Origin of the sequence: Maribacter polysaccharolyticus (assembly GCF_028882255.1) — a bacterium.
In the GTDB taxonomy this organism is placed as follows: Bacteria; Bacteroidota; Bacteroidia; order Flavobacteriales; family Flavobacteriaceae; genus Maribacter_A; species Maribacter_A polysaccharolyticus.
Window position 1 is genome coordinate 677,467 of the sequence record NZ_JARBUY010000001.1, and the last position, 26,332, is coordinate 703,798.

The 26,332-nt window shown below is 42.2% G+C and carries 30 protein-coding genes; 21 read left to right on the forward strand and 9 right to left on the reverse strand.

Going from position 1 to position 26,332, the window contains the following annotated elements; all coding sequences use genetic code 11:
• The first annotated feature begins 22 nt into the window (after nt 1-22).
• From PHU20_RS03005 to PHU20_RS03025, 5 genes are all read left to right on the forward strand, one after another.
• The gene (locus PHU20_RS03005) at nt 23-907 is read left to right on the forward strand and encodes an SDR family oxidoreductase (protein ID WP_274823858.1); all 885 of its coding nucleotides are present in this window, start codon (nt 23-25) and stop codon (nt 905-907) included.
• Nucleotides 908-919: 12 nt separating this feature from the next.
• Complete coding sequence (locus tag PHU20_RS03010) at nt 920-1,375, forward strand: hypothetical protein (RefSeq protein WP_274823859.1); 456 nt, start codon at nt 920-922, stop codon at nt 1,373-1,375.
• Nucleotides 1,376-1,386: 11 nt separating this feature from the next.
• Complete coding sequence (locus PHU20_RS03015) at nt 1,387-1,896, forward strand: RidA family protein (RefSeq protein WP_274823860.1); 510 nt, start codon at nt 1,387-1,389, stop codon at nt 1,894-1,896.
• Between the two features lie 10 nt (nt 1,897-1,906).
• Nucleotides 1,907-2,212, forward strand: a complete 306-nt coding sequence (locus PHU20_RS03020) for an EthD family reductase (protein WP_274823861.1) — start codon at nt 1,907-1,909, stop codon at nt 2,210-2,212.
• A 169-nt stretch (nt 2,213-2,381) separates the two neighbouring features.
• Nucleotides 2,382-2,717 (forward strand): hypothetical protein, encoded by a 336-nt coding sequence (locus tag PHU20_RS03025; RefSeq protein WP_274823862.1) that lies wholly within the window; start codon nt 2,382-2,384, stop codon nt 2,715-2,717.
• Nucleotides 2,718-2,844: 127 nt separating this feature from the next.
• Here PHU20_RS03025 and PHU20_RS03030 read toward each other — a convergent pair whose 3' ends face one another.
• Nucleotides 2,845-3,219: a VOC family protein gene (locus PHU20_RS03030; RefSeq protein WP_274823863.1), complete on the reverse strand. Its 375-nt coding sequence runs from the start codon at nt 3,217-3,219 to the stop codon at nt 2,845-2,847.
• A 62-nt stretch (nt 3,220-3,281) separates the two neighbouring features.
• Between PHU20_RS03030 and PHU20_RS03035 the strand changes: the two genes are divergently transcribed.
• A complete protein-coding gene (locus PHU20_RS03035; protein ID WP_274823864.1) occupies nt 3,282-4,118 on the forward strand; it encodes an endonuclease/exonuclease/phosphatase family protein in 837 nt (278 codons plus the stop codon).
• A 5-nt stretch (nt 4,119-4,123) separates the two neighbouring features.
• Entirely contained in the window at nt 4,124-4,726 is a 603-nt protein-coding gene (locus PHU20_RS03040; RefSeq protein ID WP_274823865.1) for an FMN-binding negative transcriptional regulator, read from the forward strand.
• A gap of 2 nt (nt 4,727-4,728) precedes the next feature.
• Here the strand turns inward: PHU20_RS03040 and PHU20_RS03045 are convergent, their stop codons facing one another.
• Nucleotides 4,729-5,718, reverse strand: a complete 990-nt coding sequence (locus PHU20_RS03045; RefSeq protein WP_274823866.1) for an NAD-dependent epimerase/dehydratase family protein — start codon at nt 5,716-5,718, stop codon at nt 4,729-4,731.
• A 410-nt stretch (nt 5,719-6,128) separates the two neighbouring features.
• Here PHU20_RS03045 and PHU20_RS03050 point away from each other — a divergent pair, with 410 nt between their 5' ends.
• Together PHU20_RS03050 and PHU20_RS03055 are read left to right on the forward strand one after the other, a co-directional pair.
• Nucleotides 6,129-7,412 carry an MFS transporter gene (locus tag PHU20_RS03050; protein ID WP_274824456.1) on the forward strand — a complete coding sequence of 428 codons (1,284 nt, stop codon included), beginning with the start codon at nt 6,129-6,131 and terminating at the stop codon, nt 7,410-7,412.
• Nucleotides 7,413-7,570: 158 nt separating this feature from the next.
• The gene (locus PHU20_RS03055) at nt 7,571-7,993 is read left to right on the forward strand and encodes a DoxX family protein (protein WP_274823867.1); all 423 of its coding nucleotides are present in this window, start codon (nt 7,571-7,573) and stop codon (nt 7,991-7,993) included.
• Between the two features lie 135 nt (nt 7,994-8,128).
• Here the strand turns inward: PHU20_RS03055 and PHU20_RS03060 are convergent, their stop codons facing one another.
• Nucleotides 8,129-8,608 (reverse strand): Dps family protein, encoded by a 480-nt coding sequence (locus PHU20_RS03060; RefSeq protein WP_274823868.1) that lies wholly within the window; start codon nt 8,606-8,608, stop codon nt 8,129-8,131.
• A 102-nt stretch (nt 8,609-8,710) separates the two neighbouring features.
• Between PHU20_RS03060 and PHU20_RS03065 the strand changes: the two genes are divergently transcribed.
• Nucleotides 8,711-9,649, forward strand: coding sequence for a LysR substrate-binding domain-containing protein (locus PHU20_RS03065; protein WP_274823869.1), 939 nt, complete (start codon nt 8,711-8,713; stop codon nt 9,647-9,649).
• A gap of 3 nt (nt 9,650-9,652) precedes the next feature.
• Here the strand turns inward: PHU20_RS03065 and PHU20_RS03070 are convergent, their stop codons facing one another.
• Together PHU20_RS03070 and PHU20_RS03075 are read right to left on the reverse strand one after the other, a co-directional pair.
• Nucleotides 9,653-10,018, reverse strand: a complete 366-nt coding sequence (locus PHU20_RS03070; protein WP_274823870.1) for a lipocalin family protein — start codon at nt 10,016-10,018, stop codon at nt 9,653-9,655.
• 139 nt (nt 10,019-10,157) lie between these two features.
• Nucleotides 10,158-10,355 carry a hypothetical protein gene (locus PHU20_RS03075; protein WP_274823871.1) on the reverse strand — a complete coding sequence of 66 codons (198 nt, stop codon included), beginning with the start codon at nt 10,353-10,355 and terminating at the stop codon, nt 10,158-10,160.
• 144 nt (nt 10,356-10,499) lie between these two features.
• Here PHU20_RS03075 and PHU20_RS03080 point away from each other — a divergent pair, with 144 nt between their 5' ends.
• The 3 genes from PHU20_RS03080 (at nt 10,500) to katG (ending at nt 14,674) form a co-directional block, all read left to right on the forward strand.
• Nucleotides 10,500-11,768, forward strand: a complete 1,269-nt coding sequence (locus PHU20_RS03080) for a D-alanyl-D-alanine carboxypeptidase (RefSeq protein WP_274823872.1) — start codon at nt 10,500-10,502, stop codon at nt 11,766-11,768.
• A gap of 316 nt (nt 11,769-12,084) precedes the next feature.
• Nucleotides 12,085-12,501 carry a Fur family transcriptional regulator gene (locus tag PHU20_RS03085; RefSeq protein ID WP_274823873.1) on the forward strand — a complete coding sequence of 139 codons (417 nt, stop codon included), beginning with the start codon at nt 12,085-12,087 and terminating at the stop codon, nt 12,499-12,501.
• Nucleotides 12,502-12,505: 4 nt separating this feature from the next.
• The gene (katG, locus tag PHU20_RS03090; RefSeq protein ID WP_274823874.1) at nt 12,506-14,674 is read left to right on the forward strand and encodes a catalase/peroxidase HPI; all 2,169 of its coding nucleotides are present in this window, start codon (nt 12,506-12,508) and stop codon (nt 14,672-14,674) included.
• Between the two features lie 172 nt (nt 14,675-14,846).
• On the opposite strand, the gene nudK is transcribed toward katG, so the two are convergent.
• The gene (gene nudK / locus PHU20_RS03095) at nt 14,847-15,431 is read right to left on the reverse strand and encodes a GDP-mannose pyrophosphatase NudK (RefSeq protein WP_274823875.1); all 585 of its coding nucleotides are present in this window, start codon (nt 15,429-15,431) and stop codon (nt 14,847-14,849) included.
• A 195-nt stretch (nt 15,432-15,626) separates the two neighbouring features.
• Between nudK and PHU20_RS03100 the strand changes: the two genes are divergently transcribed.
• Nucleotides 15,627-17,201: a M81 family metallopeptidase gene (locus PHU20_RS03100; protein WP_274823876.1), complete on the forward strand. Its 1,575-nt coding sequence runs from the start codon at nt 15,627-15,629 to the stop codon at nt 17,199-17,201.
• A gap of 96 nt (nt 17,202-17,297) precedes the next feature.
• Here the strand turns inward: PHU20_RS03100 and PHU20_RS03105 are convergent, their stop codons facing one another.
• The 3 genes from PHU20_RS03105 to PHU20_RS03115 all read right to left on the reverse strand — a co-directional run bounded on the left by PHU20_RS03105 (nt 17,298) and on the right by PHU20_RS03115 (nt 19,851).
• On the reverse strand, nt 17,298-18,095 hold the full coding sequence (locus tag PHU20_RS03105) for a TIGR00266 family protein (RefSeq protein ID WP_274823877.1): 798 nt from the start codon (nt 18,093-18,095) through the stop codon (nt 17,298-17,300).
• A gap of 229 nt (nt 18,096-18,324) precedes the next feature.
• Entirely contained in the window at nt 18,325-19,218 is an 894-nt protein-coding gene (locus tag PHU20_RS03110; protein WP_274823878.1) for a DUF6268 family outer membrane beta-barrel protein, read from the reverse strand.
• Between the two features lie 174 nt (nt 19,219-19,392).
• Nucleotides 19,393-19,851, reverse strand: a complete 459-nt coding sequence (locus PHU20_RS03115) for a DUF4442 domain-containing protein (RefSeq protein ID WP_274823879.1) — start codon at nt 19,849-19,851, stop codon at nt 19,393-19,395.
• A 133-nt stretch (nt 19,852-19,984) separates the two neighbouring features.
• Between PHU20_RS03115 and PHU20_RS03120 the strand changes: the two genes are divergently transcribed.
• The 7 genes from PHU20_RS03120 to PHU20_RS03150 all read left to right on the forward strand — a co-directional run bounded on the left by PHU20_RS03120 (nt 19,985) and on the right by PHU20_RS03150 (nt 26,279).
• Entirely contained in the window at nt 19,985-20,467 is a 483-nt protein-coding gene (locus PHU20_RS03120; protein ID WP_274823880.1) for a DUF4870 domain-containing protein, read from the forward strand.
• On the forward strand, nt 20,467-20,922 hold the full coding sequence (locus PHU20_RS03125; protein WP_274823881.1) for a nuclear transport factor 2 family protein: 456 nt from the start codon (nt 20,467-20,469) through the stop codon (nt 20,920-20,922). The genes PHU20_RS03120 and PHU20_RS03125 overlap by 1 nt, the downstream gene beginning before the upstream one ends.
• A 167-nt stretch (nt 20,923-21,089) precedes the next feature.
• Nucleotides 21,090-21,428 (forward strand): PadR family transcriptional regulator, encoded by a 339-nt coding sequence (locus PHU20_RS03130; protein WP_109650550.1) that lies wholly within the window; start codon nt 21,090-21,092, stop codon nt 21,426-21,428.
• Complete coding sequence (locus PHU20_RS03135) at nt 21,428-23,254, forward strand: PspC domain-containing protein (protein WP_274823882.1); 1,827 nt, start codon at nt 21,428-21,430, stop codon at nt 23,252-23,254. The genes PHU20_RS03130 and PHU20_RS03135 overlap by 1 nt, the downstream gene beginning before the upstream one ends.
• Before the next feature lie 135 nt (nt 23,255-23,389).
• Nucleotides 23,390-24,121: a head GIN domain-containing protein gene (locus PHU20_RS03140; RefSeq protein ID WP_274823883.1), complete on the forward strand. Its 732-nt coding sequence runs from the start codon at nt 23,390-23,392 to the stop codon at nt 24,119-24,121.
• Between the two features lie 101 nt (nt 24,122-24,222).
• Entirely contained in the window at nt 24,223-25,233 is a 1,011-nt protein-coding gene (locus PHU20_RS03145) for a dipeptide epimerase (protein ID WP_274823884.1), read from the forward strand.
• Nucleotides 25,233-26,279, forward strand: a complete 1,047-nt coding sequence (locus PHU20_RS03150) for a PLP-dependent aminotransferase family protein (RefSeq protein ID WP_274823885.1) — start codon at nt 25,233-25,235, stop codon at nt 26,277-26,279. Before PHU20_RS03145 ends, PHU20_RS03150 begins: the two co-directional genes overlap by 1 nt.
• Nucleotides 26,280-26,332: the final 53 nt, after the last annotated feature.

Consider the following 26,332-nt stretch of genomic DNA (forward strand, 5'->3'; position numbering starts at 1 on the left):
ATCCCCAATCAACATATTCACTATGAAAAAAATTCTTATTACCGGTTGCAGTTCGGGATTTGGCTATAATTCCGCCAAATATTTAGCCGAAAAAGGGCATCATGTATTTGCCTCAATGCGAAATACAGCCCATAAAAACAAAAAGGCCGCCTCCGAATTACGTGATTTTGCGACTTCCAAAGATTTAAAGATAGAGGTACTTGATATGGACGTTACCTCCGATGATAGCGTAGCTAAGGCAGTTTCCAAAGTCCCTCGAGTAGATGTTCTGATCAACAATGCCGGGCGCGGTTTTGGAGGGCCCTTAGAGGCCTTCTCCTCACAGGAGTGTATGGCGCAACTTGACCTGAACATCCTGGGCCCCTTTAGGGTAGCCAAAGCGGTACTTCCGAAAATGCGTGCCCAAAAATCGGGATTGATCATTCAGGTCAGTTCCATTGCCGGCCGGTGTGCGGTGCCGGGTTTCGGTATTTACCATGCCAGCAAATGGGGCCTGGAAGGCCTGAGTGAATCCTTGCGCTATGAACTGGCCCCATTGGGCATCGATGTGGTCGTGGTAGAACCGGGGCCGTTTGCCACCAACTTTTTCCCTGCCCTAGTCCCTGCCGAAAACATAGCGGTCGCTTCGGCCTATAAACATGTGTCGGAATTCAGTGATAATTTCGGTAGTCAGACCCATGCCGCTTTTGAGGATGAAAATGCACCTACCGATCCCATGGTGGTGGTAAAGATCTTTGAAAAACTCATCGATACCCCAATGGGCAATCGCCCACTTCGTACCCTGGCGGGGATGGACTTTGGAATCCAAGACCTTAACAATGCCGTTGAACCGATCAGAAAACGGATTCTTGAATCGTTTGATCTGGCCGATTGTGACGGGCCAAAGGCAAAAATCAAAGCAATATAAAAAACCCATCTTATGAAAAGCCTCCAAGCATACTTCTTATTGGGATCGTTGCTTTTTATAGGTCTGGGCGGACTTTTTGGTCAAGACAACCCCAAAGGACCACCCATTTTATATAAAAGTGGTGACCCTGCCGATTGGCCATTGGACCAAGACGCCGTGATATCCGCACCGAACAATCATAAAATCCTTTTGGAAAATGACATGGTTCGGGTTTTGGAGGTGACCTTATCACCTAATGAACTGGAGCCCCTACACCACCACCAGTGGCCCAGTGTGCTCTATATTATGGAAGCCGGGGATTTTATAGATCGTGATGGGAATGGAAATATCATTTTGGACACCCGACAATTGCCATCGCCTTTGACATTTCCCTTGACCATGTGGAAAGATCCCGAGGCCCCCCATTCCGTTCAAAATTTAAGCCAAACAAAACCGATCCGACTCATACGGGTCGAGATGAAACCATAAAAACCAAATAAATGACAACAACAAAGTACATCCTTACGGGAATTGCCTTAAGCGCTTCAATTGCTTTCTCTAGCTGTAAAGAACAGACCCAAGTGGAAACAACCGAACAAACCGAAACCGTAGTTGAAAACGAAACACCCGAATATTTCCTGCTACGTCCTGAAGTGGAGAAGGCCTATGGCTATTCGCACGCCGTAAAAATCGGTAACGAAATAAAAATTTCCGGCGCCGTAAGTATGGACGATGAAGGAAATGCCACCGCAATAGGGGATATTGAACAGCAAATGATAAACTGCTACTCCGATTTGGAGAAAGTCCTCAACCACTACGGATGCACCTTCGATGATGTTGTGGTAGAAAATGTCTTCACCACCGATATGGCAAAATTCCTTGAAGTCGCCGCCTACCGGGGTGAAATTTACAAAAATCAATTTCCCACAGGGTCTTGGCTTGGCGTCAAGGAACTGGCACTACCCGAATTTTTAATCGAGATAGAATTGGAAGTTTATTCATCTAAATAAAACAAACATCATGATCAAGCTAACAGTACTTTATGGACATCCCACCGACATTCAGGCATTTGAAAAGTATTATTCGGACACCCATTTGCCCAAGGCGGCCAAAATGAAAGGCCATACCAAGCTTGAACTCACAAAATTACTGAGTTCACCCGATGGCAGTAAACCTGAGTTCTACCGCATGGCCGAATTTTGGTTTTCCAGTCCCGAAGCGATGCAGACCACCATGGAATCGCCCGAAGGGCAGGCAACCGCTGCCGACCTTGCCAATTTTGCCACCGGCGGGGCCAAGGTAATGGTAGGGGCCATTGAAAAGTAATTCAACCTGGACAACGGTCCATGCAACTTACGAAAAAGCAAACAGCCATGAAAATATGACCTTGCTGTTATTGATAATAGCAACACCTATTACGGTCCCCATGGCTGTAGAAGTCCAGGCTTTTAACATTCATACCATAAACATCCGGAATCTTAAATACAATTTCACTATGAAAACTACAAAAAAACATTGGAAGAAAACTGAACTACAGATCTATGTGCTGTTGCTCTGTGCAAATGCAGATTCAATGGAAACCGATGAAGAAATAAATTTAATAAAATCAAAAACCGATCCTGACACCTTCAATAAAATGTACAAGGAGTTCATTAGCGATACGTTGGATGAAAGCCTGGAAAAAATCCAACAGAATATATACAAGCACTATTACTCCCACATGGAGCTTATCGAGTTTCGAAAAGAGGTCAATGCGGTTTTCCTTTCAGATAAAAAAATCCATCAGATGGAGCGTAACCTTGATCGGATATTGGATAATATTATCTATTAAGGCGATTCCATAACGCGTTTATGGCAGATTCCTCTACCCAACGATATCAAGGGGAAAACCTTATAGCACCCCATAAACAACCGAGAAATAAAGTTGTATAAATAACTGATATACAGGAAGATGTGTTTTAGTCGTCCCTATAAAAAGTCAACCCATTATGATCAGGGTCATAAAAACCGAATTCCTTGGTACCCCAAGCGGTTTGCCGTAACAAGGTATGGGCATTGAAAACGTCTTTTTCAAAATATTCATCATAGAGTGCTTCAATATTCTGGGTAACTATGCGCAACATAGGCCTGTCATGCATGGCTTCCCTCTCCTTGGGATCACGCCATTGCAAATGGATTTCTATACCATCACGGATTATTCCGGCATAAGTAGGGTTTTTGCTATCATCGGCGAAAGCAATTTTAAAACCTAAACGATTTACATAAAATTTCAACGCTGCGACCACATCTTTTACAGGCAGTACCGGATGTATCTGATGTAAATACCCTTTCATTGTTATCGTTTACTCATATATAATTATCTTGAGTCATAATTTACAAAAAAATAATAGCACCTATGTTCAAATCAAACTTGGGTATACCCATCCTATTTTTTTTATTGGTCCAAGGCCTACAAAGTCAAGAAATTAAGGTAATGACGTATAACATTAAATATGACCATACGATCGACACCCTTAACAACTGGAATGACCGAAAGGAAAGTATGGTGAAATTGATCCGGTACTACAATCCGGTCATTGTGGGGATGCAAGAGGTCCTTCACCGCCAAATTTCCTATTTGGACAGCTCCTTAACGGATTATTCCTATGTAGGGGTAGGCCGTGATGATGGACAACAAAAAGGGGAATACTCCCCTATTTTTTACAACCACAGGAAGTTAAAGGTCTTGGAAAGCCATACGTTCTGGCTTTCCCCAACGCCCGATCGAATATCAAAAGGTTGGGATGCCGCTTTGGAACGCATTTGTACGTATGCGCTTTTTGAAAATAGGGAAGACCACCATAAATTCTATGTTTTCAATACGCATTTTGACCATCGGGGGGCTAAGGCAAGGAAAAATTCCGTGGCACTTATCCTTGAGAAAATCAAGGAAATAAATGACGGTGTTCACCCGTTGGTATTAACGGGCGATTTCAACCTTGGACCGGAAGAAGCCCCCATCCAACACTTAAAAAAATACTTGGATGAGGGTATGGACCATACCCAAAAGCCGTTTTATGGCCCAAGGGGTACTTTCACTGGTTTTGACCCCAATAAAATGGTAAACCATAAAATCGATTATATCTTCGTTAAAGGCTATAAGGTTCAATCTTACACCCATATTGATGACCGTATGGAAAACAACAAGTATATTTCCGATCATTTACCTGTTTTGGCCACCTTGGAAAACTAAAAATCATGTATATCCCACATCACTATAAGAACGAAAATATCACTGAGGTTAAAGATTTCCTCCGTAAAAACAGTTTCGGTATTTTGGTAAACCAAGTAGCGGGTAAGCCTTGGGCGACCCACATCCCCTTGGAATTGGAGACCACCGATGACGGTCAAGATGTCTTGGTCAGCCATATTTCCAAAGCCAATCCCCAATGGCGGCATTTTGCGGAAAACGATAAGGTATTATGTATTTTCAACGGACCCCATAGCTATATCTCGTCGTCATGGTACAAGGAGGAAGAAGTACCTACATGGAATTATATCGCGGTACATGTTTATGGAAGAATAAAAATATTGCCCGAAGCCGCTGTCTTGGCCTCGATGCATAGGCTGGTCGACAAATATGAGCAAAATTCCGAAAACCCCATTTCCTTGGACCAACTTTCCGAAAAGACCCTTCGACAAGTCAAAGGTGTAGTCGGTTTCCAGATCACTATAAACAGCATACAGGCCGCTTATAAACTCTCCCAAGGCAGGAAAGCTGACCATCCCAAGATCATTGCTGAATTGGAAAAGACCGAAAATCCCCTTTCCCGGGATATTGCCAATCGAATGAAGGAATGACCCTATGCATCCGTACTTTTATAGAGCTTCAGGATATGTTCGATCTTTTGATTCGTTTCCGGATTGACAAATTTCCTTTCCGGATTCCCATCCAACCACTTCAATGTCCTTTTAATACCTGTAGCAAAGGGAATCGTAGCTTTAAAACCAGGCACGAAGGTCTTGATTTTGGAATTATCGAAAATAACGCTTTCCGCCTTATCGGCCAGGAGGGTGCCAGTAAACGAAGGTTCTGCTTTACAGATAAAGTCCGAGGCGATATGTACGACCTTGGCCTCTTTACCAAGACTATCGGCCAGAATGGAGTAAATCATGTTCCAACTCAAAATTTCATCCGAGGTAATGTGGAAAGCATGCCCAATGGCCTGTGTAAGTCCCAACAAACCAACGAACCCCTTGGCAAAATCATCGGAATGGGTCACCGTCCACAACGAGGTACCATCCCCATGTATTATGATTTCCTTGCCTTTTTGGATCCTATCTGCGGTAGTATACTCCTTAAATCCGCCTATGGCAATGGGTATTACGGTATCGTAGGTCAATGATGGGCGTACAATGGTCATCGGAAAACCTTCTTCACGATAGGCCTGTTGCAAGCGGTCTTCACATTTGATTTTATTTGCGGAATAATCCCATAAGTTGTTGTAAAGTGGGGTCGATTCGGTAATTACGGGATAGCTCAAAGGCGTTTGATAACAAGATGCCGAGCTGATGAAAATGTATTGCTTAGTCCTGCCTTTAAAAAAGTGGATATCCCTTTCTATATCCTCTGGGGTAAACGCGATCCAGTTGACCACGACATCCCAATGGTGCTTGGTCAATTCCGATACCCCTCTAGTATCATGGATATCCCCGACTATCTTCCTTACCCCCTTAATTTGGAGGGTTGAGTTTCCCCGGTTCAAATGGTAAAGGTCGATACCTTTAAGAATTGCCAAACGACTCGAGGCCGCACTGATATTTCCCGTCCCCCCTATGAATAATACCTTCATGTCCTATCCTTTTTTCAAATAGGGTATGAAGTTAAAAATAAAAGACCAGAAAGACCCTCCGATTCAATTGGATATTGTCATCCCAAATATCAGCTTAGTGTATGGATGGAGGAATTTTTCCCTTTAAGCCACAAAAAGGAGAATGACGATAATCCAATATAAAAAGCAGTGGAATATATCCCATGACTCGAATGAAAAAAAGGTGGAAAGCCTTCCGAAATCGGCACCCTACGCGATTTCTGAAAAACATGCGAAAACCGGTCATAAAAATGGCATTGGGGTACCTTCGCAAAGGATAAAAAACCCTATTTTTATAATCGTTTAAAATTTACCACCTAAATAACTACCACATGGCTCAAGTCTCTATCAGTTCTAAAAAACCCAAGTTATCATTTTGGCAAATCTGGAATATGAGCTTCGGTTTTTTGGGGATTCAATTCGGTTTTGCGTTACAAAATGCAAATGTGAGTCGAATTTTCGAAACCTTGGGTGCCTCAAAGGATGAACTCCCCATTCTCTGGCTCGCTGCACCTGTAACTGGACTTTTGGTACAACCCATCATTGGATATTACAGCGACCGTACTTGGCATAAAAAATGGGGTCGCCGTAGGCCTTTTTTTGCTATCGGGGCTATTTTGGCCACGATCGCCTTATTTGCCATGCCCAATTCAACAGCCTTGTGGATGGCAGTGATCATGCTATGGTTAATGGATGCATCAATAAACATAAGTATGGAACCTTTTCGTGCTTTTGTGGGCGACATGTTGCCCAACGAACAACGTACGAGCGGTTTTGCGATGCAAAGCTTCTTTATCGGTTTAGGAGCCATCATAGCCTCTGCCCTGCCGTATATCTTCACCAATTGGTTTGGAATCAGCAATATTGCTTCCGACGGTGGGATACCCGATGCGGTAAAATGGTCATTCTATGTTGGGGGTATCGCTTATTTCAGTGCAGTCATGTGGACGGTCCTCAATACCGAGGAATATCCACCGGATGATGTGGAAAAGCTGAAACTCGAAAATGCCGAAACCGGTGTTTTTACGGGTCTAAAGGAATCTTTTATGGGCATTTTCAATATGCCGAAGACGATGGTGCAATTGGCCTTTGTACAGTTCTTTTCATGGTTTTCCTTGTTCGCGATGTGGATTTATACGACTTCAGCCGTCACCAGCCATGTCTATGGCACATCGGATACCACTTCGGTCTTGTACAATGAAGGTGCCGACTGGGTAGGTATTTGTTTCGCCATCTACAATGGAATAGCCGCCATTGTTGCATTTTTACTACCCGTAATCGCAAAACGGACCAGTAGACGGATCACGCACTTAATGGCATTGTTCATTGGAGGTTTAGGCCTTGTATCCATATATTTTATCACCGACCCCAATATGCTCTTGGTTTCGATGATCGGTGTCGGAATAGCCTGGGCCAGTATCCTATCTATGCCTTATGCGATGCTTTCCAGTATCTTACCGGCAAATAAAATGGGTTATTATATGGGGGTTTTCAACTTCTTCATCGTAATTCCCCAAATCGTTGCCGCCGGTATCCTAGGTTTTATGCTCAAGACCTTTTTTGAAAACGATGCGATTTATGCCATGATGATTGGCGGTGTTTCATTTTTTATAGCCGGTTTGCTATGCTTGATCGTACAGGACAATGAAGACAAAGATGAACCTGCCGATAAATAGGTGTTCCTTTGATATTACGCCTCCCGGCGTCTGAACCGTTCACCTCCTGAATTACTTTTGTGCCCATTGGATCGGATGTATTCGGCAAGCAAAAAAATACTTTTATATTTCATTAAAAATCAGTAACTTATAGTGTAATCCATTAAATACAAATCGCTATGGGAACTGTAAAAACATTGAATAAATGGGCAAATGCCCATTCGTACTATCTTTTTGATTTGATCCGGGTTGCCCTTGGCGTCTTCCTCTTTGCCAAAGGTGTTGATTTTATGTCGAACCATGTTCAAATGGCCGAAGTGTTAAAACCATTTGAAAATATGCCCGGAGGCATGTTGATCATACATTATGTGGCACCCGCCCATTTTGTGGGTGGATTTTTAATTGTAATCGGTTTATTGACCCGTTGGGCCGTAATAGCACAATTACCTATATTGGTAGGGGCCATACTGGTCAATTTCTTAGGGGAAATGAATATGAACAACCTGATACTTGCAACTGTAGTTCTGATCAGTTGTATGTTTTTCATATTCTTCGGTTCCGGTAAACATTCGGCGGACTATTACCTTAAAATGCAACAATAAGCCAAAACCGCTCCCTACAACGCCCCCCTACTTAGGGACAAATTAAGGCTAAAGGAAGCTACGTCGGTACCCTATAGCCCTAAAATAAAAAAGGCTTCAATTAAGAAGCCTTCTTTATATTTACACTTTCGTGGCCTAAATTTCCTCGGCCAACCAAGCTTTCATCATCCAAACCGTCTTTTCCTGTTCGGAAATAAAATCGCTCATCATGGAATTTGTTCCTTCGTCTTCCGCATCGTCGGAAGCATTTAAGATCTTACGTTCGGTTACCAATAATTGTGTCAATGATTCAACAATAAGGCGTATGGCTTCCTCATCCTTGGTGATATCCTTACCCACGGGAACCTTGGAATTGATTTTATAATCCTCAAACGTGTGTAAAGGAACTCCCCCTAGGGTCAAGATACGTTCTGCAATCTCATCAACCTTAACATTCGCGTCGTTATACAGCTCCTCGAACTTAACATGAAGATCAAAAAAACGTTTCCCTTTGATATTCCAGTGAATACCCCTTAAATTTTGGTAATACGTTTGGAAGTTTGCCAATAATTCATTCAAATCCTCGCTTAACGCCAAGGATTTTTCTGCATTTAAACCTATACTATTGTAAGACATAATGTTTGTTTTTATTATCACGTAAAATTAATGAATATTCAGGTCATTGAAGATCATTTTGATCGTTAGTTTTTATACTTTTATAGGCCAAAATTATACGACATGACCATTACTCAACTACAATATGTATTGGCCGTTGCCGAGTACAAAAACTTCACTTTGGCCGCCCAAAAAAGCTTCGTTACACAACCTACTTTGAGTATGCAGGTTCAAAAACTTGAAGACGAATTGGATGTTTTGATTTTTGACCGAGCCAAAAAACCCATAGCAGTTACCGAGGTAGGTAAAAAGATTGTTGAGCAAGCCAAGAATATTGTGAATGAGGCCGACCGTATAAAAGATATCGTAGACCAAGAAAAAGGGTTTATTGGCGGGGATTATACCTTAGGGATCATACCTACCATTATGCCGACTTTATTGCCCATGTTCCTGAAAACGTTCATCAAGAAATATCCCAAAGTCAATCTAATCATAAAGGAACAGCATACCGAAAGCCTTATCCGCAACCTTCAGGACGGCCATTTGGACGGTGCCATTGCCGCTACCCCGTTGGAAATTGAGTATATCAGGGAACGACCTTTATATTATGAGCCTTTTGTTGGTTATATCCCTCCCAGCCATAGATTGGCCGGTAAGGAGAAATTGGAGCCTAACGACCTCGACATAACCGATATTCTTTTGCTAAAGGACGGGCACTGTTTTAGGGAAGGCATCATCAACCTTTGCAACGCTACCAAAAATTATGGGGAAGAACACTTTCAAATTCAAAGTGGCAGTTTCGAAACCCTAGTGAATTTATCCAATGAAGGACTCGGGATGACCCTTTTGCCCTATCTAAATACCCTTGATCTTGACGGGGACAAAAAAAAATACCTAAAACATTTCAATGCACCTTCCCCAGCCCGTGAAGTCAGTTTGATCTATCACAAAAGTGAGTTGAAAATTCAGATTACCAATGCCTTAAGGGAAGTAATTTCAGGTATTGTCAGGGGAGCAATCGCCTTTCAGGACGTGAAGATCATAAGTCCGTTGGGTAAATAAGATTCAATCCATTCGTTTATACCTGTACAAACACCCCTCGATACAACCGAGGAATCCCAAAATCAGTTTATTTTCTTCGAATGAAACGGTATAAACAGGTTCATAGGGTTCGGAATTACATAGAAAAAACAGCTTCAGTATTTCCTCCGTTACGGTAAAGGTGCCTTCAACAGGCGATTTACAACCTTCCCATTTTGATAGCCCGAAAGTACCATCCTGTCTAAAAACGTATGTTTCCCCATCTTCAACAGAGACCCAATCCACTATTCCGCCTGGGCTAATTTTGGTCGCTTCCAATTGCCATTTGCCAACAATAGCATAACCGACGTCGTTATCGGAAAGGTCATTATCGACACAACCAAAAACCATTAGGCATAAAAATGGTAATAACCACCTAATAAACTTGTTACAACAATTTATATGCAGCATATAAACCATATACGGCACAAAAGTAGTTGTGGTTTACAAGAGTCCAAAAAAAACCACCCATGAGGGTGGTTTTTTGGTTTTATGCTTTTAATAAAATAAGACTATCCTTTAATTGCGGTTTGTCGGTTATGAACTGTACTAACCAGTATTTCAGTTCTTCAATTTCGGCAGGCAGTAGTCTTCTTACAGCCTTTTCCAACTCCTTACAGAAGAGTTTGGTGTCAAAACTAACTTTTTTAAGTACCGTTTTAGTGTACTCAAACATAGCTCTAGCCATACTTCAAAATGTTTATTAGTTGTTGTATACCCAAATTTAACTATAAAACGAGTTACAATATTGTTTGTTACTAGTTAAATAATCAATAATTTCCTGTTAAAATAGGAAACAAAAAACAAAAGGGATAAAATCCACGTCAAAAGTATGAAAAAATTCGTTGTCCTACTTCTTATAACCACCTTATTCACAGGATGTTCCAGTACCAAAAGACAGATTTTCAAAAAAATAGGCACCCAAGTGGAAACAGGAGCATACGACAAACAATTTACCGGAATCCTTATGGTCGATGCCGTTACAAAAGACACCCTTTATAAAAAAAACAGTACCAAATACTTTACGCCCGCCAGCAATACCAAGATATTTACGCTGTTTACCGCGTTACAATTGATCCCCGACAGCATTCCCGCTTTAAAGTATACCACACAAAACGACACACTTTATATTGAAGGTACCGGAGATCCTTCTGCCCTACATCCTTTTTTCAAAGACAGTACGATCGTTCATTTTCTACGCTCCCACGATAATATTGCCCTTTACCTAAATAATTTCAAGGATGAAAAATATGGTCCTGGTTGGTCATGGGACGATTATCACTATTACTATTCCCCTGAACGAAACGGTCTTCCGCTATATGGGAATGTACTTACCATTGAAAATAATGGACCCCTTAAGGTTCTTCCGGAATATTTCAAGGACAGTGTCCTTCCCTTTAAGCATACGGTGCAACGGGAACCTGAAAAAAACCTGTTCTATTTTAATCCTTCTGAAAAAGACACCCTTGAGATTCCCATGATGGTCGACAGTAGCCTCACCCGGAAATTGTTGGAAAAAGCACTGGACAAAAAGTTACGGATAACCCTTACCATGCCTACTACCGAAAAAAAGGCCCTATATGGGATACCTGCCGATTCGGTATATAAAAGAATGATGGAAGTTAGCGATAACTTCCTGGCCGAACAGTTGTTGTTCGTAGCTTCCTCAACCCTTTCGGACACCCTGAACAGCGCCAAGACCCGAAAATTCATTATCGAGAACTTTTTGTCCGATCTAAGACAACCGCCAAGATGGGTCGATGGTTCCGGACTCTCGCGGTATAATCTGTTCACTCCGGAATCAATGGTACATGTATTAAGCAAATTGTATACTGAAATACCCACGGAAAGATTGTTCGGTTTTTTTCCTACCGGAGGAATAGCCGGTACTTTGGAAAATTGGTACCCTGGTGATCCCGAACCCTATATACATGCTAAAACAGGAAGTTTAAGCAATAATCATTGCCTAAGTGGCTACTTGCTTACAAAATCGGGTAAAACAGTGATTTTCAGCTTTATGAACAACCACTTTATGGCGAATTCTTCCGAAGTCAAAAAAAGGATGCAAACTATTTTTGAGAACATCCGTGACAATTATTGAAATTCGAAGTTTTTACCATAATACCTTTTAAAAAACCCTCATTTCAACATCGGAATTTAAGGTGTACTGCGCTAACCGCCCTATGCCATCATAACAACCGTGACCATGGTTATCATCCCATTGATGGCCAGAAATCGGATTGCAAAGTCCTCAAGTAAGCTATTAATATACACGAGTATTTTTTCAAATTCACAATACAACGTGTATAAAATAATTATATTCTTAAAATTTCTTTAAAACGATAGTATTCTCACCTTTCAATTCGTAATTTTAAACATAATACTAAAAGATAATTATTCCTATTTAGTAATGATTGATGGACACTAAAGAAATAGCAATTAAACTTTCAAAAAAAGGATTGCGGGTCACTCCACAACGGATTGCTATTTTAAGTGCCATAATCAAACTGGACAACCATCCGACAGCCGAGAATATTTTAGAATACATCAATAAAGAGCATCCGAACATTTCGTTGGGGACCGTATACAAGGTATTGGATTCTTTCATCGAGGCCAACCTCTTGAACAAGGTAAAAACGGAAAGTGGTAAAATGCGTTATGACCCCCTATTGACAAATCACCATCATCTATACTGTGGAAAAACCCATAGAATCGTGGATTATGAAGATGAAAAATTGGACGGACTTTTACTCGAATACTTTAATAAAAAGCGAATAAGGAATTTTAAAATTCAAGATATCAAATTACAAATAACAGGTACTTTTAAAAATTAATATTATGGATAAAAACAGCACTCTTGGCAAATGCCCGGTAATGCACGGTGGAAATACCTCTGAAGGGAAATCAGTAATGAATTGGTGGCCCAACGCACTCAATTTGGATATTTTACACCAGCACGACACCAAAACAAACCCCTTAGGTGAAGATTTCGACTATCACGAAGAATTAAAAAAACTGGATGTAAAGGCCTTGAAAAAAGATCTACACGATTTAATGACCGACAGCCAGGAATGGTGGCCTGCCGATTGGGGCCATTATGGCGGATTGATGATCCGTATGGCATGGCATGCCGCAGGAACCTATAGAATTTCAGATGGCCGTGGTGGTGGCGGTACCGGTAACCAACGATTTGCCCCACTTAATTCCTGGCCAGACAATGTAAGTCTCGATAAGGCAAGACGTTTACTATGGCCCATAAAGAAAAAATATGGCAATAAAATAAGTTGGGCCGATTTGATCATTTTGGCCGGTACGATCGCTTATGAAAGTATGGGGCTTAAATCCTACGGCTTTGCCTTTGGACGGGAAGATATCTGGCATCCGGAAAAAGACATTTACTGGGGGGCCGAAAAAGAATGGCTTGCACCGAGTGATGGACGATATGAGAATTTGGAAAACCCATCGACCATGGAAAATCCTTTGGCAGCCGTTCAAATGGGGCTGATTTATGTGAATCCCGAGGGGGTCAACGGCAAACCCGACCCCATGAAGACCGCAGCCCAAGTGCGGGAAACTTTTGCGAGAATGGCCATGAACGACGAAGAGACCGTTGCCTTGACCGCTGGCGGACATACGGTTGGCAAAACCCATGGTAATGGGGATGCCAGTATTTTAGGTCCGGAACCCGAAGCAGCACCTGTAGAGGCACAAGGCCTAGGTTGGGCCAATCCCCACAAGACAGGTAAAGGTCGCTATGCCGTAACCAGTGGATTGGAAGGCGCATGGACCAAATTCCCTACCCAATGGGACAATGGCTTTTTCGACATGTTGTTCAACCATGATTGGGAATTACGTAAGAGTCCGGCCGGAGCGTGGCAATGGGAACCGGTAACCATCAAGGAAGAAGATAAACCGGTAGATGTGGAAGACCCTTCGATCCGACATAATCCGATGATGACCGATGCCGATATGGCCATGAAGGTCGACCCCATTTACAAAGAAATCTCGTTGAAGTTCATGAAGGACCAAGACTATTTTTCCGAAACTTTTGCACGTGCATGGTTTAAATTGACCCATAGGGACATGGGTCCGAAATCCTGTTATTTTGGTCCGGATGTACCCGCGGAAGACTTGATCTGGCAAGACCCGATTCCCGCTGGTCTTAACGATTATGACGTAGTGAAAGTAAAAGAAAAGATTGCGGCTTCGGGCCTTTCCCATTCGGATATGATAGCCACTGCTTGGGATAGTGCCCGTACTTTCCGTAATTCCGACAAACGGGGCGGTGCCAATGGTGCCCGTATTCGTTTAGCCCCCCAAAAAGATTGGGAAGGCAACGAGCCCGATCGATTACGCAAAGTATTATCGGTTTTAGAACCCATTGCCAAAGAATTCGACATTAGTATTGCCGATACGATCGTATTGGCGGGTACCCTTGGAGTTGAGCAAGCTGCTAAATCAGCTGGTTACGATATCACCGTACCTTTTGCACCCGGCCGTGGTGATGCTACCGATGAAATGACCGATGCGGAATCGTTTGCCCCACTTGAGCCACTTGCTGATGGTTATCGCAACTTCATGAAGAAAGAATATGTCGTAACTCCAGAGGAATTAATGTTAGACCGTACACAACTTATGGGACTAACAGCTTCGGAAATGACCGTTCTGGTCGGTGGTATGCGTGTATTGGGAACCAATCACGGAGCCACTAAACACGGTGTATTTACCGATAAGGAAGGTACACTGAGCAACGACTTTTTCGTCAATTTAACCGATATGGCCAACACCTGGAAGCCCATAGGGAAAAACCTCTATGAAATCCGTGATCGTAAAACGGATGCCCTAAAATGGACGGCTACCCGAATAGACCTTGTATTTGGTTCCAATTCGGTACTTCGTTCCTATGCAGAAGTCTATGCCCAAGATGACAATAAAGAAAAATTTGTCAACGACTTTGTCAATACATGGGTAAAGGTCATGAATGCCGACAGGTTTGATCTGAAATAAGAATAGTTAATAGGTGTAGGCCCCATCAATCCATAGTATTATCCACTATGGATTATGGGGCTTATTTTTTTGGCACCTATTTAGAGAGGAAAACTTTGACCTGGACCCTTGCCGGTATGATGTTACCTAATCCGGTACAAAATATGGGGTCATTAGGGCATTGGTCTATAGACTACCCCAACAACTTGTTGATTTTGGCATACTGCAAAAGCATAATGGTCTTGGCATCCTTGATTTCACCGGTTTCGATCATTTTAAATGCCTCTTCAAAGGGCATCTCCAACACCTCGATATTTTCTGTTTCATCATCGGCACCCCCACCTTCGCTTATTTTCATCGCATCTTCATAGGCTGCCGTGAAATAATGTAAAACTTCGGTAACGGATCCAGGGGACATATAGGATTCAAAAACCTTTCGTACATTTTCGATCTTATAACCCGTTTCTTCCTCCACTTCCTTTTTGATACAGTCCTCAGGACGATCCCCCTCCAACACTCCCGCACAGACTTCAACCATCATTCCGTCTTTATTACCGTTTACGTAGGTAGCCATTCTAAACTGTTTCGTAAGGACCACGGTTCCTTTTTTTAGATTGTATAGTAAGATAGCTGCCCCATTGCCCCGATCATAGACCTCCCGGATCTGGGTTTCCCAAGTGCCGTCTTCTTTTTCGTATTCGAATGTCAATTTATTGAGAGTGTACCAATTATCGGATAACAACTCGGTTTTAATATTCTTTACGCGCCCTTTTTCCAAGATCGATCAGGTTTTAGTTATGATTAGGTCCCGGCCATGTTCAACCTTCAGCTTTATATCGTCTTGCGGTTTAAGGCCAATATACCGGAATCGTAAATGAAATTTAAATATTACTTTTAGCCAATGGCCAAAACGTTATCAATTATTTCCTTGGACAAATTTCAAGGATTTTAACCAAACCAAAGAATAAACTGCATGAAAAAATCGCTTGCCTTTCTAACAATTTCATTTTTATTGATATTTAGCTGTAAACAAATAAAAAAAGAAGCCCAAGACACCCAAAAACTTCCCCGGGTAGCGATAGCAGGTCTGGGCATCGAATCGAGTACCTTCTCCCCTGCCCAGAGTCATGAAGAAGCATTCCATGCCCGCATCGGGGATTCCATTTTTGGAAGATATCCTTTTTTTGCAGCAGATAGTGATATCCGCAAGAGGGCCGATTGGGTACCTATCCTCTTGGGTAAAGCCATACCTGGGGGTATAGTTACCAAGGAAGCCTATGAAAGCATGGTTGGCAAAACCTTGAAAATGTTGGAAGAAAATGGTCCCTATGACGGGTTGTTTTTTGATATTCATGGGGCAATGAGCGTTGTTGGACTGCAAGATGCTGAAGGTGACCTGATCAAACGAATTCGAGCGGTCGTAGGACCTAATGTGCTGATTTCCACTTCAATGGATTTACACGGGAACGTAACCGAAACATTGGCAGGACATAGCGATCTGATTACCTGTTACCGAATGGCCCCCCATGAAGATGCCTTGGAATCCAAGGCCAGGGCAATCACCAATTTATTGGACCGCTTGGAAAATGGCATGGGCAAGCCCAAATACAAGGCTTGGATACCCGTACCCATATTATTGCCAGGGGAAAAGACCAGTACACGCATTGAACCCGGTAAAAGTCTTTATGCAAAAATACCAGCCATAGAAAAACAAGAGGGCGTAATAGATGCCGCCATATGGATCGGCTATGCTTGGGCCGATGAACCCAGAAACCATGCAGTTGTCATGGTCACCGGTGATGACAAGGAACAAGTTACACATGGGGCGGAAAAATTGGCCAAGGCTTTTTGGGATGTTCGGAACGAATTTAAATTCGTAGCTCCCGTTGCAACGTTGGAAGAGAGTTTGGAGAAGGCACTGAACAGTGCTAAAAAACCCTTTATGATCAGTGATATGGGAGACAATCCCACCGCTGGTGGTGCAGGCGATGTTACCTGGACCTTAAAACAACTTTTGGACCGCCCTGAGTTTAAAACCGAAAATGGCCCTTCTTTGATCTATGCCTCCATTCCAGGTCCCGAATTGGTCAATGAGGCCATAAAGGTTGGAGTGGGCGGTAAAGTCTCTGCCATGGCAGGTGCCGCTATTGACAATCGATTTGCCCCTCCCTTGAAACTTACGGGAACGGTAACCGCCATAAAAGAAGGCGACCGTGATGCCGAAGTGGAAGTAGTGGTACAGATCGGCAGTATTCGGGTAATCGTAACCAAAAAGAGAAAACCCTACCACTATAAGGCCGATTTTACCGATTTGAACCTGGATCCGGAAAAAACGGATATCGTAGTAGTCAAAATCGGGTATTTGGTTCCCGAACTTTATGAAATGCGGGGCGATTGGATCATGGCCTTGACCCCTGGTGGCGTGGACCAAGATTTGGAACGTTTGGGCCATAAACATATAAAACGTCCGATGTTCCCATTGGACAAGGACATGGCCACTCCCGATTTAAGCGCACGTTTGATCGAGGCTTCGGACCAATTAAACTAAAAACAAAATGGGATAGGGTGCCCACACCCTATCCCATTGATAATATTTTCGTGTAAAAACCATTCGATGGTTCGAAGAACGATTGGCTACTCCCGACTAAAATCGGTTATCCCCACCTACAATATCGCCCAAGGTACCTAAAATACTGCCTTCCCCTTTATCCTTACCCCCTCGTGGTAGTGAAGCCAGTATCCTTCCTGCCAATCGACTAAAGGGTAATGATTGGATATAAACCGTCCCCGGACCACGTAAGGTTGCAAAGAACAATCCCTCTCCCCCAAAGATGGTATTCTTGATTCCCCCCACAAACTCAATATCATAATCAACATCCTTGGTAAAACCGACAATGCAACCTGTATCTACCTTTAGGACTTCCCCCGGTGCCAATACTTTTTTTGCCATGGTTCCACCTGCATGTACAAAAGCCATTCCGTCGCCTTCGAGCTTTTGCATAATGAATCCTTCGCCCCCGAAAAGTCCCCTTCCCAGTCGTTTTGAGAATTCAATCCCTACGGAAACCCCCTTTGCCGCACATAGGAAGGCATCTTTTTGGCAAATAAACTTCCCCTCCTTTTCGGACAGATCGATGGGTAAGATCTTTCCTGGATAGGGAGAGGCAAAACTCACCTGTTTTTTCCCTTGTCCGGCATTTAAAAAGGCTGTCATAAATAGGCTCTCACCCGTAAGTACCCGTTTACCTGCGGAAAAAATCTTTCCCAGAACACTATTGTCCTGATTGGAGCCATCACCGAAAATGGTATCCATCTTTATATCGGAATCCATCATCATAAAACTACCCGCCTCAGCCACAACGGCTTCCTGTGGGTCGAGCTCTATCTCGACATATTGCATTTCTTCCCCGTAAATTTCATAGTCTATTTCGTGTGCGTTCATTTTTTGAATGTTTTGATCAATGCCTATTAGTTATAACTTCATGGCTTTTGTTACAACATATCAGAAAATTTAAATTACCCAAGGGCATATGGAATTTAAGGATATCGAATACCAGTGGAAAGACACATTGCCTTGTATCCTAACGGAAAAAGCGTATCACCATCAGTACTTAATGGTGATACGCTGTATATGTTAAAATCAAAGGGGGTAACGGCCTTTATCAACAAGCCTAATAAGGACTTTTGACCTTTGTCTTTTTCTTTAGATTATACTTGAGTCCAAAATTGTAATATGCCCCATTTTTCATATCAAAATCGTAAATCCGATCGGCATCATAATCTTGGACTTCCATCGTATTGAAGGCAGAATAACCGGCTTGGACATTGAATTCGAAATTGCTGAAGAAGGTGATGTTATACCCCAATCCCCCCACCAAATAGGTGTTTTTTAAGAAACCGGTATAATCTTCCTTATAAATCTCGAGGTCATCGTTTATATTTCCTGCAAAACCATCCAAGGTGGTAAAGGCTTCAAAATAATGATTGTCATTTATGGTCCACTTTATCCTCGCATCGGGGAAACCTATTTTATAAGCCCATTGATCATTCAATCTTTTTGTATAAGCAACAACGGGAATCGGGTATTCCAAACCGTTTTGGGAATCATAATCCACCCCGAAACTCCACATGGTTTGCTTTTCTTCATTCAATTTATCGAAAATCAAACTCCCACCAATGAAAAGATCTTCACTATTGAACTCGTTGGTATCATAATTTGATGATAATTGTGGGGTCACTTTTAGCGAAAACCCCCAGCCATTGTTAAGAATCCTATTATACGCAAGACCTAAACCTATGGTATTGAAATTTTCGATTTGACCAGTTTCAAAAGGCACATCCTCATCCACAAAATTTATGTTCATATTCTGGAATTCCCCAATCAAACTGATACTCTCCTTGTCCGAAAATGTTTTTAACGGATAATCAAATCCAAGGCTGTTCTTTTTAATGGTTGCCACATCGGAATTCGGTAAAACTTGAGATTCAACATACACACTTCCCGTTTCCTGTGCCAAACCTAAACTTGCCGAACCAAGAATTAAGATAATTACCAACTTACGCATTTTTCATTTCTGTTTTAAAGGTTATTAATGTTGGTCTCGGTTATTAGACCCTTTAAAGACCAATCAGAAACGAAATTGGTGATTATGGCAAAAAGTGACAAGGTAAATAGATATGCAGGGGTATTAAGCATACCAATGAGCGGTATTTATCTATGGAATTCTTTAGGGATGTAATTAATCGCCTTTTAACTTAATGGTCCATTCAAACTCAAAAGTGGAGACTACTACACCATCTTCGTTGACACCGACGGATTTCATCCATACGGTCTGTCCTTCACCCGTGGCAATGGTTTTATCCAACGCTTCCTTTATTTTATGGCCATCTTCACAGGTAAACGTAATTCTCCCTGTGGCCTTTTTGGAAAAGTTGGCGGTGTTGTTGGCTACCAACATGGAAATATTCTTTCCCGTGGCCCTGATTTGATCGATCATCATAGTGCCCGTGGCAAATTCCGCAGCCATGCCTTGAACGGCCCAAAACAAAGATCTAAATGGATTTTGATTGAACCATTTATGCTTTACGGTTACTATGGCTTTTTGCTTATCCAGGTATTTTAAACGTACACCACACCACCAGGCAGATGGTAATTTAAAAAAAGCGAACGTATTGTATTTTCGTACGGAAACCCCCATAATTGGTCTTATTTCAGCTAAATGTAGCTAAAATAATCGAACTTATAAATGTTAATTATAAGTTAATTTTTAGTACTATGCTTTGCAAAGTACCTTCTTTTAGATATATATTTGTATAAGAAAATAATAGGCCATGACAGACACCATCTCAAAACACGAGCGAAATTTATCCGCGATCATACATGCTTCGACCTTCAGCAGGTTCTTTATCCCTTTTGGTAATTTCATTATTCCGTTGGTCCTATGGACCGCCAATAAGAAGGATTATGAATTTGTGGACTATAATGGAAAGCAGGCCCTGAACTTTCAGATCAGCATGCTTTTGTATTCATTGATCCTTGGCATGGTAAGCATCCCGTTCTTCCTTGGATTCCTACCCCATCTTTTCGATCACGGTTTTTTTGGTTTCGACGGCCTGAACAGTTATAACAATTTCAGGATCGATCTTGACTTCGACGGTTTCCCTTTCAATCGATGGATTTTTCCTATCGGAATCGCAGGGGTACTGCATGGTGCGCTCTTTGTGATAAATGTGGTCTATACCATTTTGGCAACCATGAGGACCAATGAGGGACAGACTTTTAGCTATCCTTTCACCATAAACTTCATAAAATAATGGGAACGGCAAAAAACATCGCACTTTTTCTGGGTTTGGTCATGGTGGCCCAACTAACAATGGCGCAAGAGGCCATGGATTCTGAATTGTACAAAACAATAAAGGCCTTGGACAACGAATATTTTACGGCTTACAATACCTGTGATATGAAGACACAGGAAATGCTATTGGCCGAGGATTTGGAATTCTACCATGATCAGGGAGGGTTGTCCACTTCAAGAGAAACGGTTTTGGAAAGTATAGAAAAAAATATTTGTGGCAAGGTAACCCGAGAATTGCTAAAGGATAGTTTTGAGGTATATGAAATAAAAGGTTTTGGGGCTGTGGCCATGGGACTCCATAAGTTTTACAATAACCAGGAGCCGGATGCCATTTCAAAACCCAGCAAATTCATTGGGATTTGGGCCCAAAATAACGGTCAATGGCAGATGAAAAGAATTATCAGCCTGCATTAAAAACGATAAGGTACATCGTGTACCCATGATGTGGAAGAAAGGAGTTTAATCATCAATCAAAACCTGTACCGGATCTGTTTCAGGACACCTTAATCACGTGTCGCAAATTTTGAAAGGGGTCGGGTACAGGAACAAACGAACAGTTAAATTAATAGAATCATGAAATTATGAATGTAGAAAACACAAAAGCACAAATGCGCAAGGGGGTTTTGGAATACTGCATACTGTCCATTCTTAACGGAGAGGACAAATATGCATCGGAAATCCTAAGTACCCTTAAAGACGCTAAGATGCTCGTCGTAGAAGGTACCATTTACCCTTTATTGACAAGGCTTAAGAATGCCGGCTTGCTCAACTACCGTTGGGAAGAGTCGACCTCAGGCCCGCCAAGAAAATATTACACGTTGACCGAAACAGGAAAATTATTCCTGAAGGAATTAGATACTACCTGGGACGAATTAAGAATGGCCACCAATGTGGTAACCAACAAAAAAAATAAAAAATAATGAACAAGACAGTAAACATAAATCTCGCAAATAGGCTTTTTCATATGGATGAAGAGGCATACGATAAAATGCGTCGATATTTGGAAGCTATTAAACGTTCTTTCGCCAACACCCCGGGCAGTGATGAAATACAAGCTGATATCGAAGCAAGAATTGCCGAACTTTTCTACGAAAAGTTGGAAAATGAACGTCAGGTCATCACCTTAAAGGAAGTCGATGCCATTATCTCGGTCATGGGCCAGCCAGAGGATTATATGATCGATGAGGACATCTTCGAGGATGAACCGGTCAACAAATCGAAATCCACATCGCGTACGGCCTCCAGGGTCAAAAAACTCTATCGGGACATGGAGCACAAATACATTGGTGGGGTTTGCGCCGGTTTGGAACATTATCTCGGTATCGATGCCCTATGGATACGTATCATATTCATTATCCTAGCCCTTACCACCGGTTTCGGTTTTATCGCCTATATTCTTCTATGGATCCTGGTACCAGAAGCAGTAACCACCGCCCAAAAGTTGGATATGACGGGAAAGCCCGTGAATATCAGCAACATAGAACGTAAAGTGAAAGAAGGGTTTGATGACGTTGCTGATAGGGTAAAAAGTGTGGACTACGAAAAAGTAGGGAACAAAGTCAAAAATGGTACCAAGACTTTTTTCGATACCATAGGCGAAATATTCATGTTCGTTTTTAAAGTCTTTGGTAAATTCATAGGTATTATACTGATCCTCATAGGGGCCGCTACCCTCATTGGCTTGTTTGTAGGTCTTTTTACCGTCGGCCTCCTGGATATGATCCATATTCCCGGCGTGGATTTTTACAATATGGTGAACTCGACCAATGCCCCCGTTTGGTTGGTATCGTTATTGGCCTTCTTTGTGGTGGGTATACCGTTTTTCTTCGTCCTCTATTTAGGGTTGAAGATCTTGGTGAACAACCTAAAATCCATTGGCAACATCGCCAAATTCTCTTTGCTGGGCCTTTGGTTGATTTCCCTGATTACCTTAGTGGTACTAGGAATTCGTCAGGCAGCCGCACATGCCTATTCCGATAGTATAACCGTAGAACAAAACATATTGTTCGAGGTCCCCAACGACACCCTGTTGATTGGCATGCAACCTTCGGAATATTATGAAAAGAGAAGGAACATGGCCATTGATGGCGTCATGGTCACGGCGACCGATGAGGGAGAGGAAATATTGGTTTCGGATGATGTTCGCCTGTCCCTTAAAAAATCAAAGGACAGCATTGTACGTGTTAAAATACGAAAAGACGCCAACGGAAGTTCCTTTAGCGAGGCCAAGGAAATTGCCCGAAATATCGAATATGCCTATAAGGTAGAGGGTAATTCGATGGTTTTCAATGATTTTCTCACAACCGCTTTGCACTATAAATTCAGGGACCAAGAGGTATGGATCACCTTATATATACCCGAGGGCAAAGCGATTCAATTTGATAGCGAATCGAGAAGATGCTTGCCCATTAGCACAAGGAACGATCGGGATATGGGGCGTTGCAGTATTACCGAACACCTATGGTCTATGGGATCCGACGGGGAACTGAAATGTCAGGACTGTCCTGAAATCATTGAAGATGAAGAAGGAAATGACCGTATCATCATCAATAAGGAGGGTATCGATATCGACATTAAGGATAATGGGGATTCCTTTAAAATGAAAATCGATGAAAACGGGGTCAAGATCAAAGCAGATGACAGTAATGACGGGGAGGTACTGAACATTGACCTGAACGATCAAGGGGAGGGACTTAAATTGAATATTGACGAAGATGGTGTGGCCATCAAGAACAAGGATAGTTAGATTCCTTGACGATCCAGCAGCTTTCAACGACAACTGGGTAACTATTATTGGCTAAAACCCCAAGCGATTACGAAGTTTATTCATCAATTAACAACAATCAACTTGTCCTATCAAGGACATTAAATCAACACGATCATGACAACATTAGTACGCATTACAATCGCATTGATATTGACTTTATTCCTGTCTTCATGTGGACTCGACATTAACTTCGGGAACTTTGGAAGTGGCAAAAAGGGTAATGGAAACATTACCTCGGAAACAAGGGAAATTACAGGTAATTTTACCGAGGTTTCGGCCTCTGAAGGCCTTGATGTATTCGTCACCGAAGGCACTGAATTCGAAATCACCGTTGAAGCGGACGATAATATCATCGACCTTATCGCCACCGACATCAGAAATGACCGATTACGTATCCATACCGAAGAAAATATCGGAAGGGCCACCAAGAAAATATTCGTTACCCTACCAGAGGTAACGGGATTGAAAAGCTCCAGTGGGGCCCATTTAAGTACCGAAAACAGGATTACTTCCGACAAATTGGAAATAGATGCCAGCAGTGGGGCCAATGTACATATTGAACTGGAGGCGAACGAAGTGGATATCGATGCCAGCAGTGGGGCCAACCTCAGTATTTCCGGCGATGCCGGTTCGGTCTATGTCGATGCCAGTTCGGGGGCGAACATCAATGCCAAAAAATTGATGGCTAAAATATGCAGTGCCGAAGCCAGTAGCGGTGGCAATGTATCGGTAAATGTTTCCGATGCATTGACCGCAGATGCCAGTAGTGGCGGCAACATTTCCTATTCCGGGGATGCCAAGGTCACCAAAAAGAAATCGGTATCGGGAAGTGTACATAAAAATTAATCCTCCCGAACCAAAAACGCATAAAAAGCCATCAAAATATTGATGGCGTTTTTAATTTATAGTCCCTCCGCTTTATTTATATTAGCACAAACATTTTCTACATGCAGCTCCAATTAAAAAAGTACACTTTACCCTTAAAACATACCTTTAGCATATCCCGGGAATCACATGATTTTCAAGACACTATCATCGTTTGTCTTTCTTTGGACGGACATACGGGCTATGGTGAAGCCACTTCCAACCCTTATTACGGCATCACCGTCGAAAGCATGATGGGTGAAATCGAAGCGATCATTGGCGAAATCGAAGCTTTCGATTTTACGGTTCCCGAAGTTTTCCATCAGTTTCTTGTCGCTAAAGGAGTAAGCAACTTTACCTGCTGTGCCTTGGATCTTGCGGCACATGATCTTTATGGCAAATTATTGGGAAAACCCCTATATAAAATTTGGAATACCACGACCGACCACTACCCTACCTCGAATTATACGATCGGTATAGCCGATATACCAACCATGGTCAATAAAATGGAAGAAAAGCCATGGCCTATTTACAAAATCAAGTTAGGTACCGAAAATGATGTGGAGATCGTACGCGAATTGCGAAAACATACCGATGCCCTATTTCGAATAGATGCCAATTGCGCCTGGTCTGCCGAGGAGACTTTAGCCAATGCGCCCCTGCTAAAGGATTTGGGGGTCGAATTTTTGGAACAGCCCTTAAAAGCAGCGGATTGGGAAGGCATGAAAATAGTATCGCAAAATTGTGTTTTACCCATAATAGCCGATGAAAGCTGCATCGTTGAATCGGATGTTGAAAAATGCGGGGCTTATTTCAATGGTATCAACATTAAACTGACCAAGTGTGGGGGGTTAACTCCAGCGCTGCGTATGATCCAAAAAGGGAAAGCCTTAGGGCTTAAAGTCATGGTTGGTTGTATGACCGAATCTACCGTAGGTATCTCGGCCATTGCCCAATTGACCCCACAATTGGATTATGTTGACATGGACGGGGCCATGTTATTAAAAGAAGATATTGCCGACGGTATTAGCATTAATGATGATGCGACCCTGGTTTTCCCAACTTTGGGCGGCAGTGGAATAACCTTAAAATAATGGCACATTACATTGATCGTTTTCCAGGTCGTGAATTAACCATAAACGGGTCAAAGTATGTCTATTTTGGAGGAACCTCCTATTTAGGACTCCAAACCGACAAGGAATATCAAGATCTGTATATCGATAACATTAGAAAGTACGGTACAAACTACGGGGCTTCGAGAAAATCGAATGTACGACTATCGGTATATGAAGAGACCGAATCCCTTTTGTCCAAAATCGTAGGTAGTGAGGCCGCCCTGACCTTATCTTCCGGATATTTGGCAGGCCAATTCATTGCCCAAAATTTCAATAAACCACAATACAGGCTTTTTTATGCCCCCAATACCCATTCGGCACTCTACAATAATTACAATAAACCGTATGCCGACTTTCAAACACTTCATAATGCCATAAAGGCCTATGTAAACAAAAAAGAAAAGACGATTCCTGTTTTGTTTCTGGATTCCATTGATTTCAATGGCCAAAATTACCCCGATTTCAAAGCATTGGAAAGTCTTCCGTTAGATGAGGTCATTGTGGTGGCCGATGATTCCCATGGTATCGGTATCGTGGGGAATAACGGGGAAGGCGTATACAGGACAATACAAGCATTAAAGCCAAAAGAACTCATTGTATGTTGCTCGTTGGGAAAAGGTTTTGCCATACAGGCGGGGGCCGTATTCGGAACCAAGGAAAGAATAGGGCAACTTAGCAATACGGCTTTTTTTGGAGGGGCCAGTCCAGCCGCACCATCAAGTTTGGCTACCTTCTTGGACGGACAAACCATTTATTCAAAAAAAAGAATCCAATTGCTCCAAAATATGGCCTACTTTGAAAAATCGATCACTGACATTGATTTTTTCGGTCATATGAAGGGCCATCCGACGTACAGTTTCAATACTCCCGAATTAACGGATTACCTTGAAAAAAACGGATATATCATCACCAATTTCAATTACCCGGCGGAAAGTTCCTCTGTAATGAGCCGTATCGTTTTGTCTAGCCATCATACCCAGGAGGATATTCAAGACTTATGCCGACACATCAATCCTTTTATTTGATACTATCACAATAAAAACCGAATTTATTTATTATATACCCAATAATAGCTTTT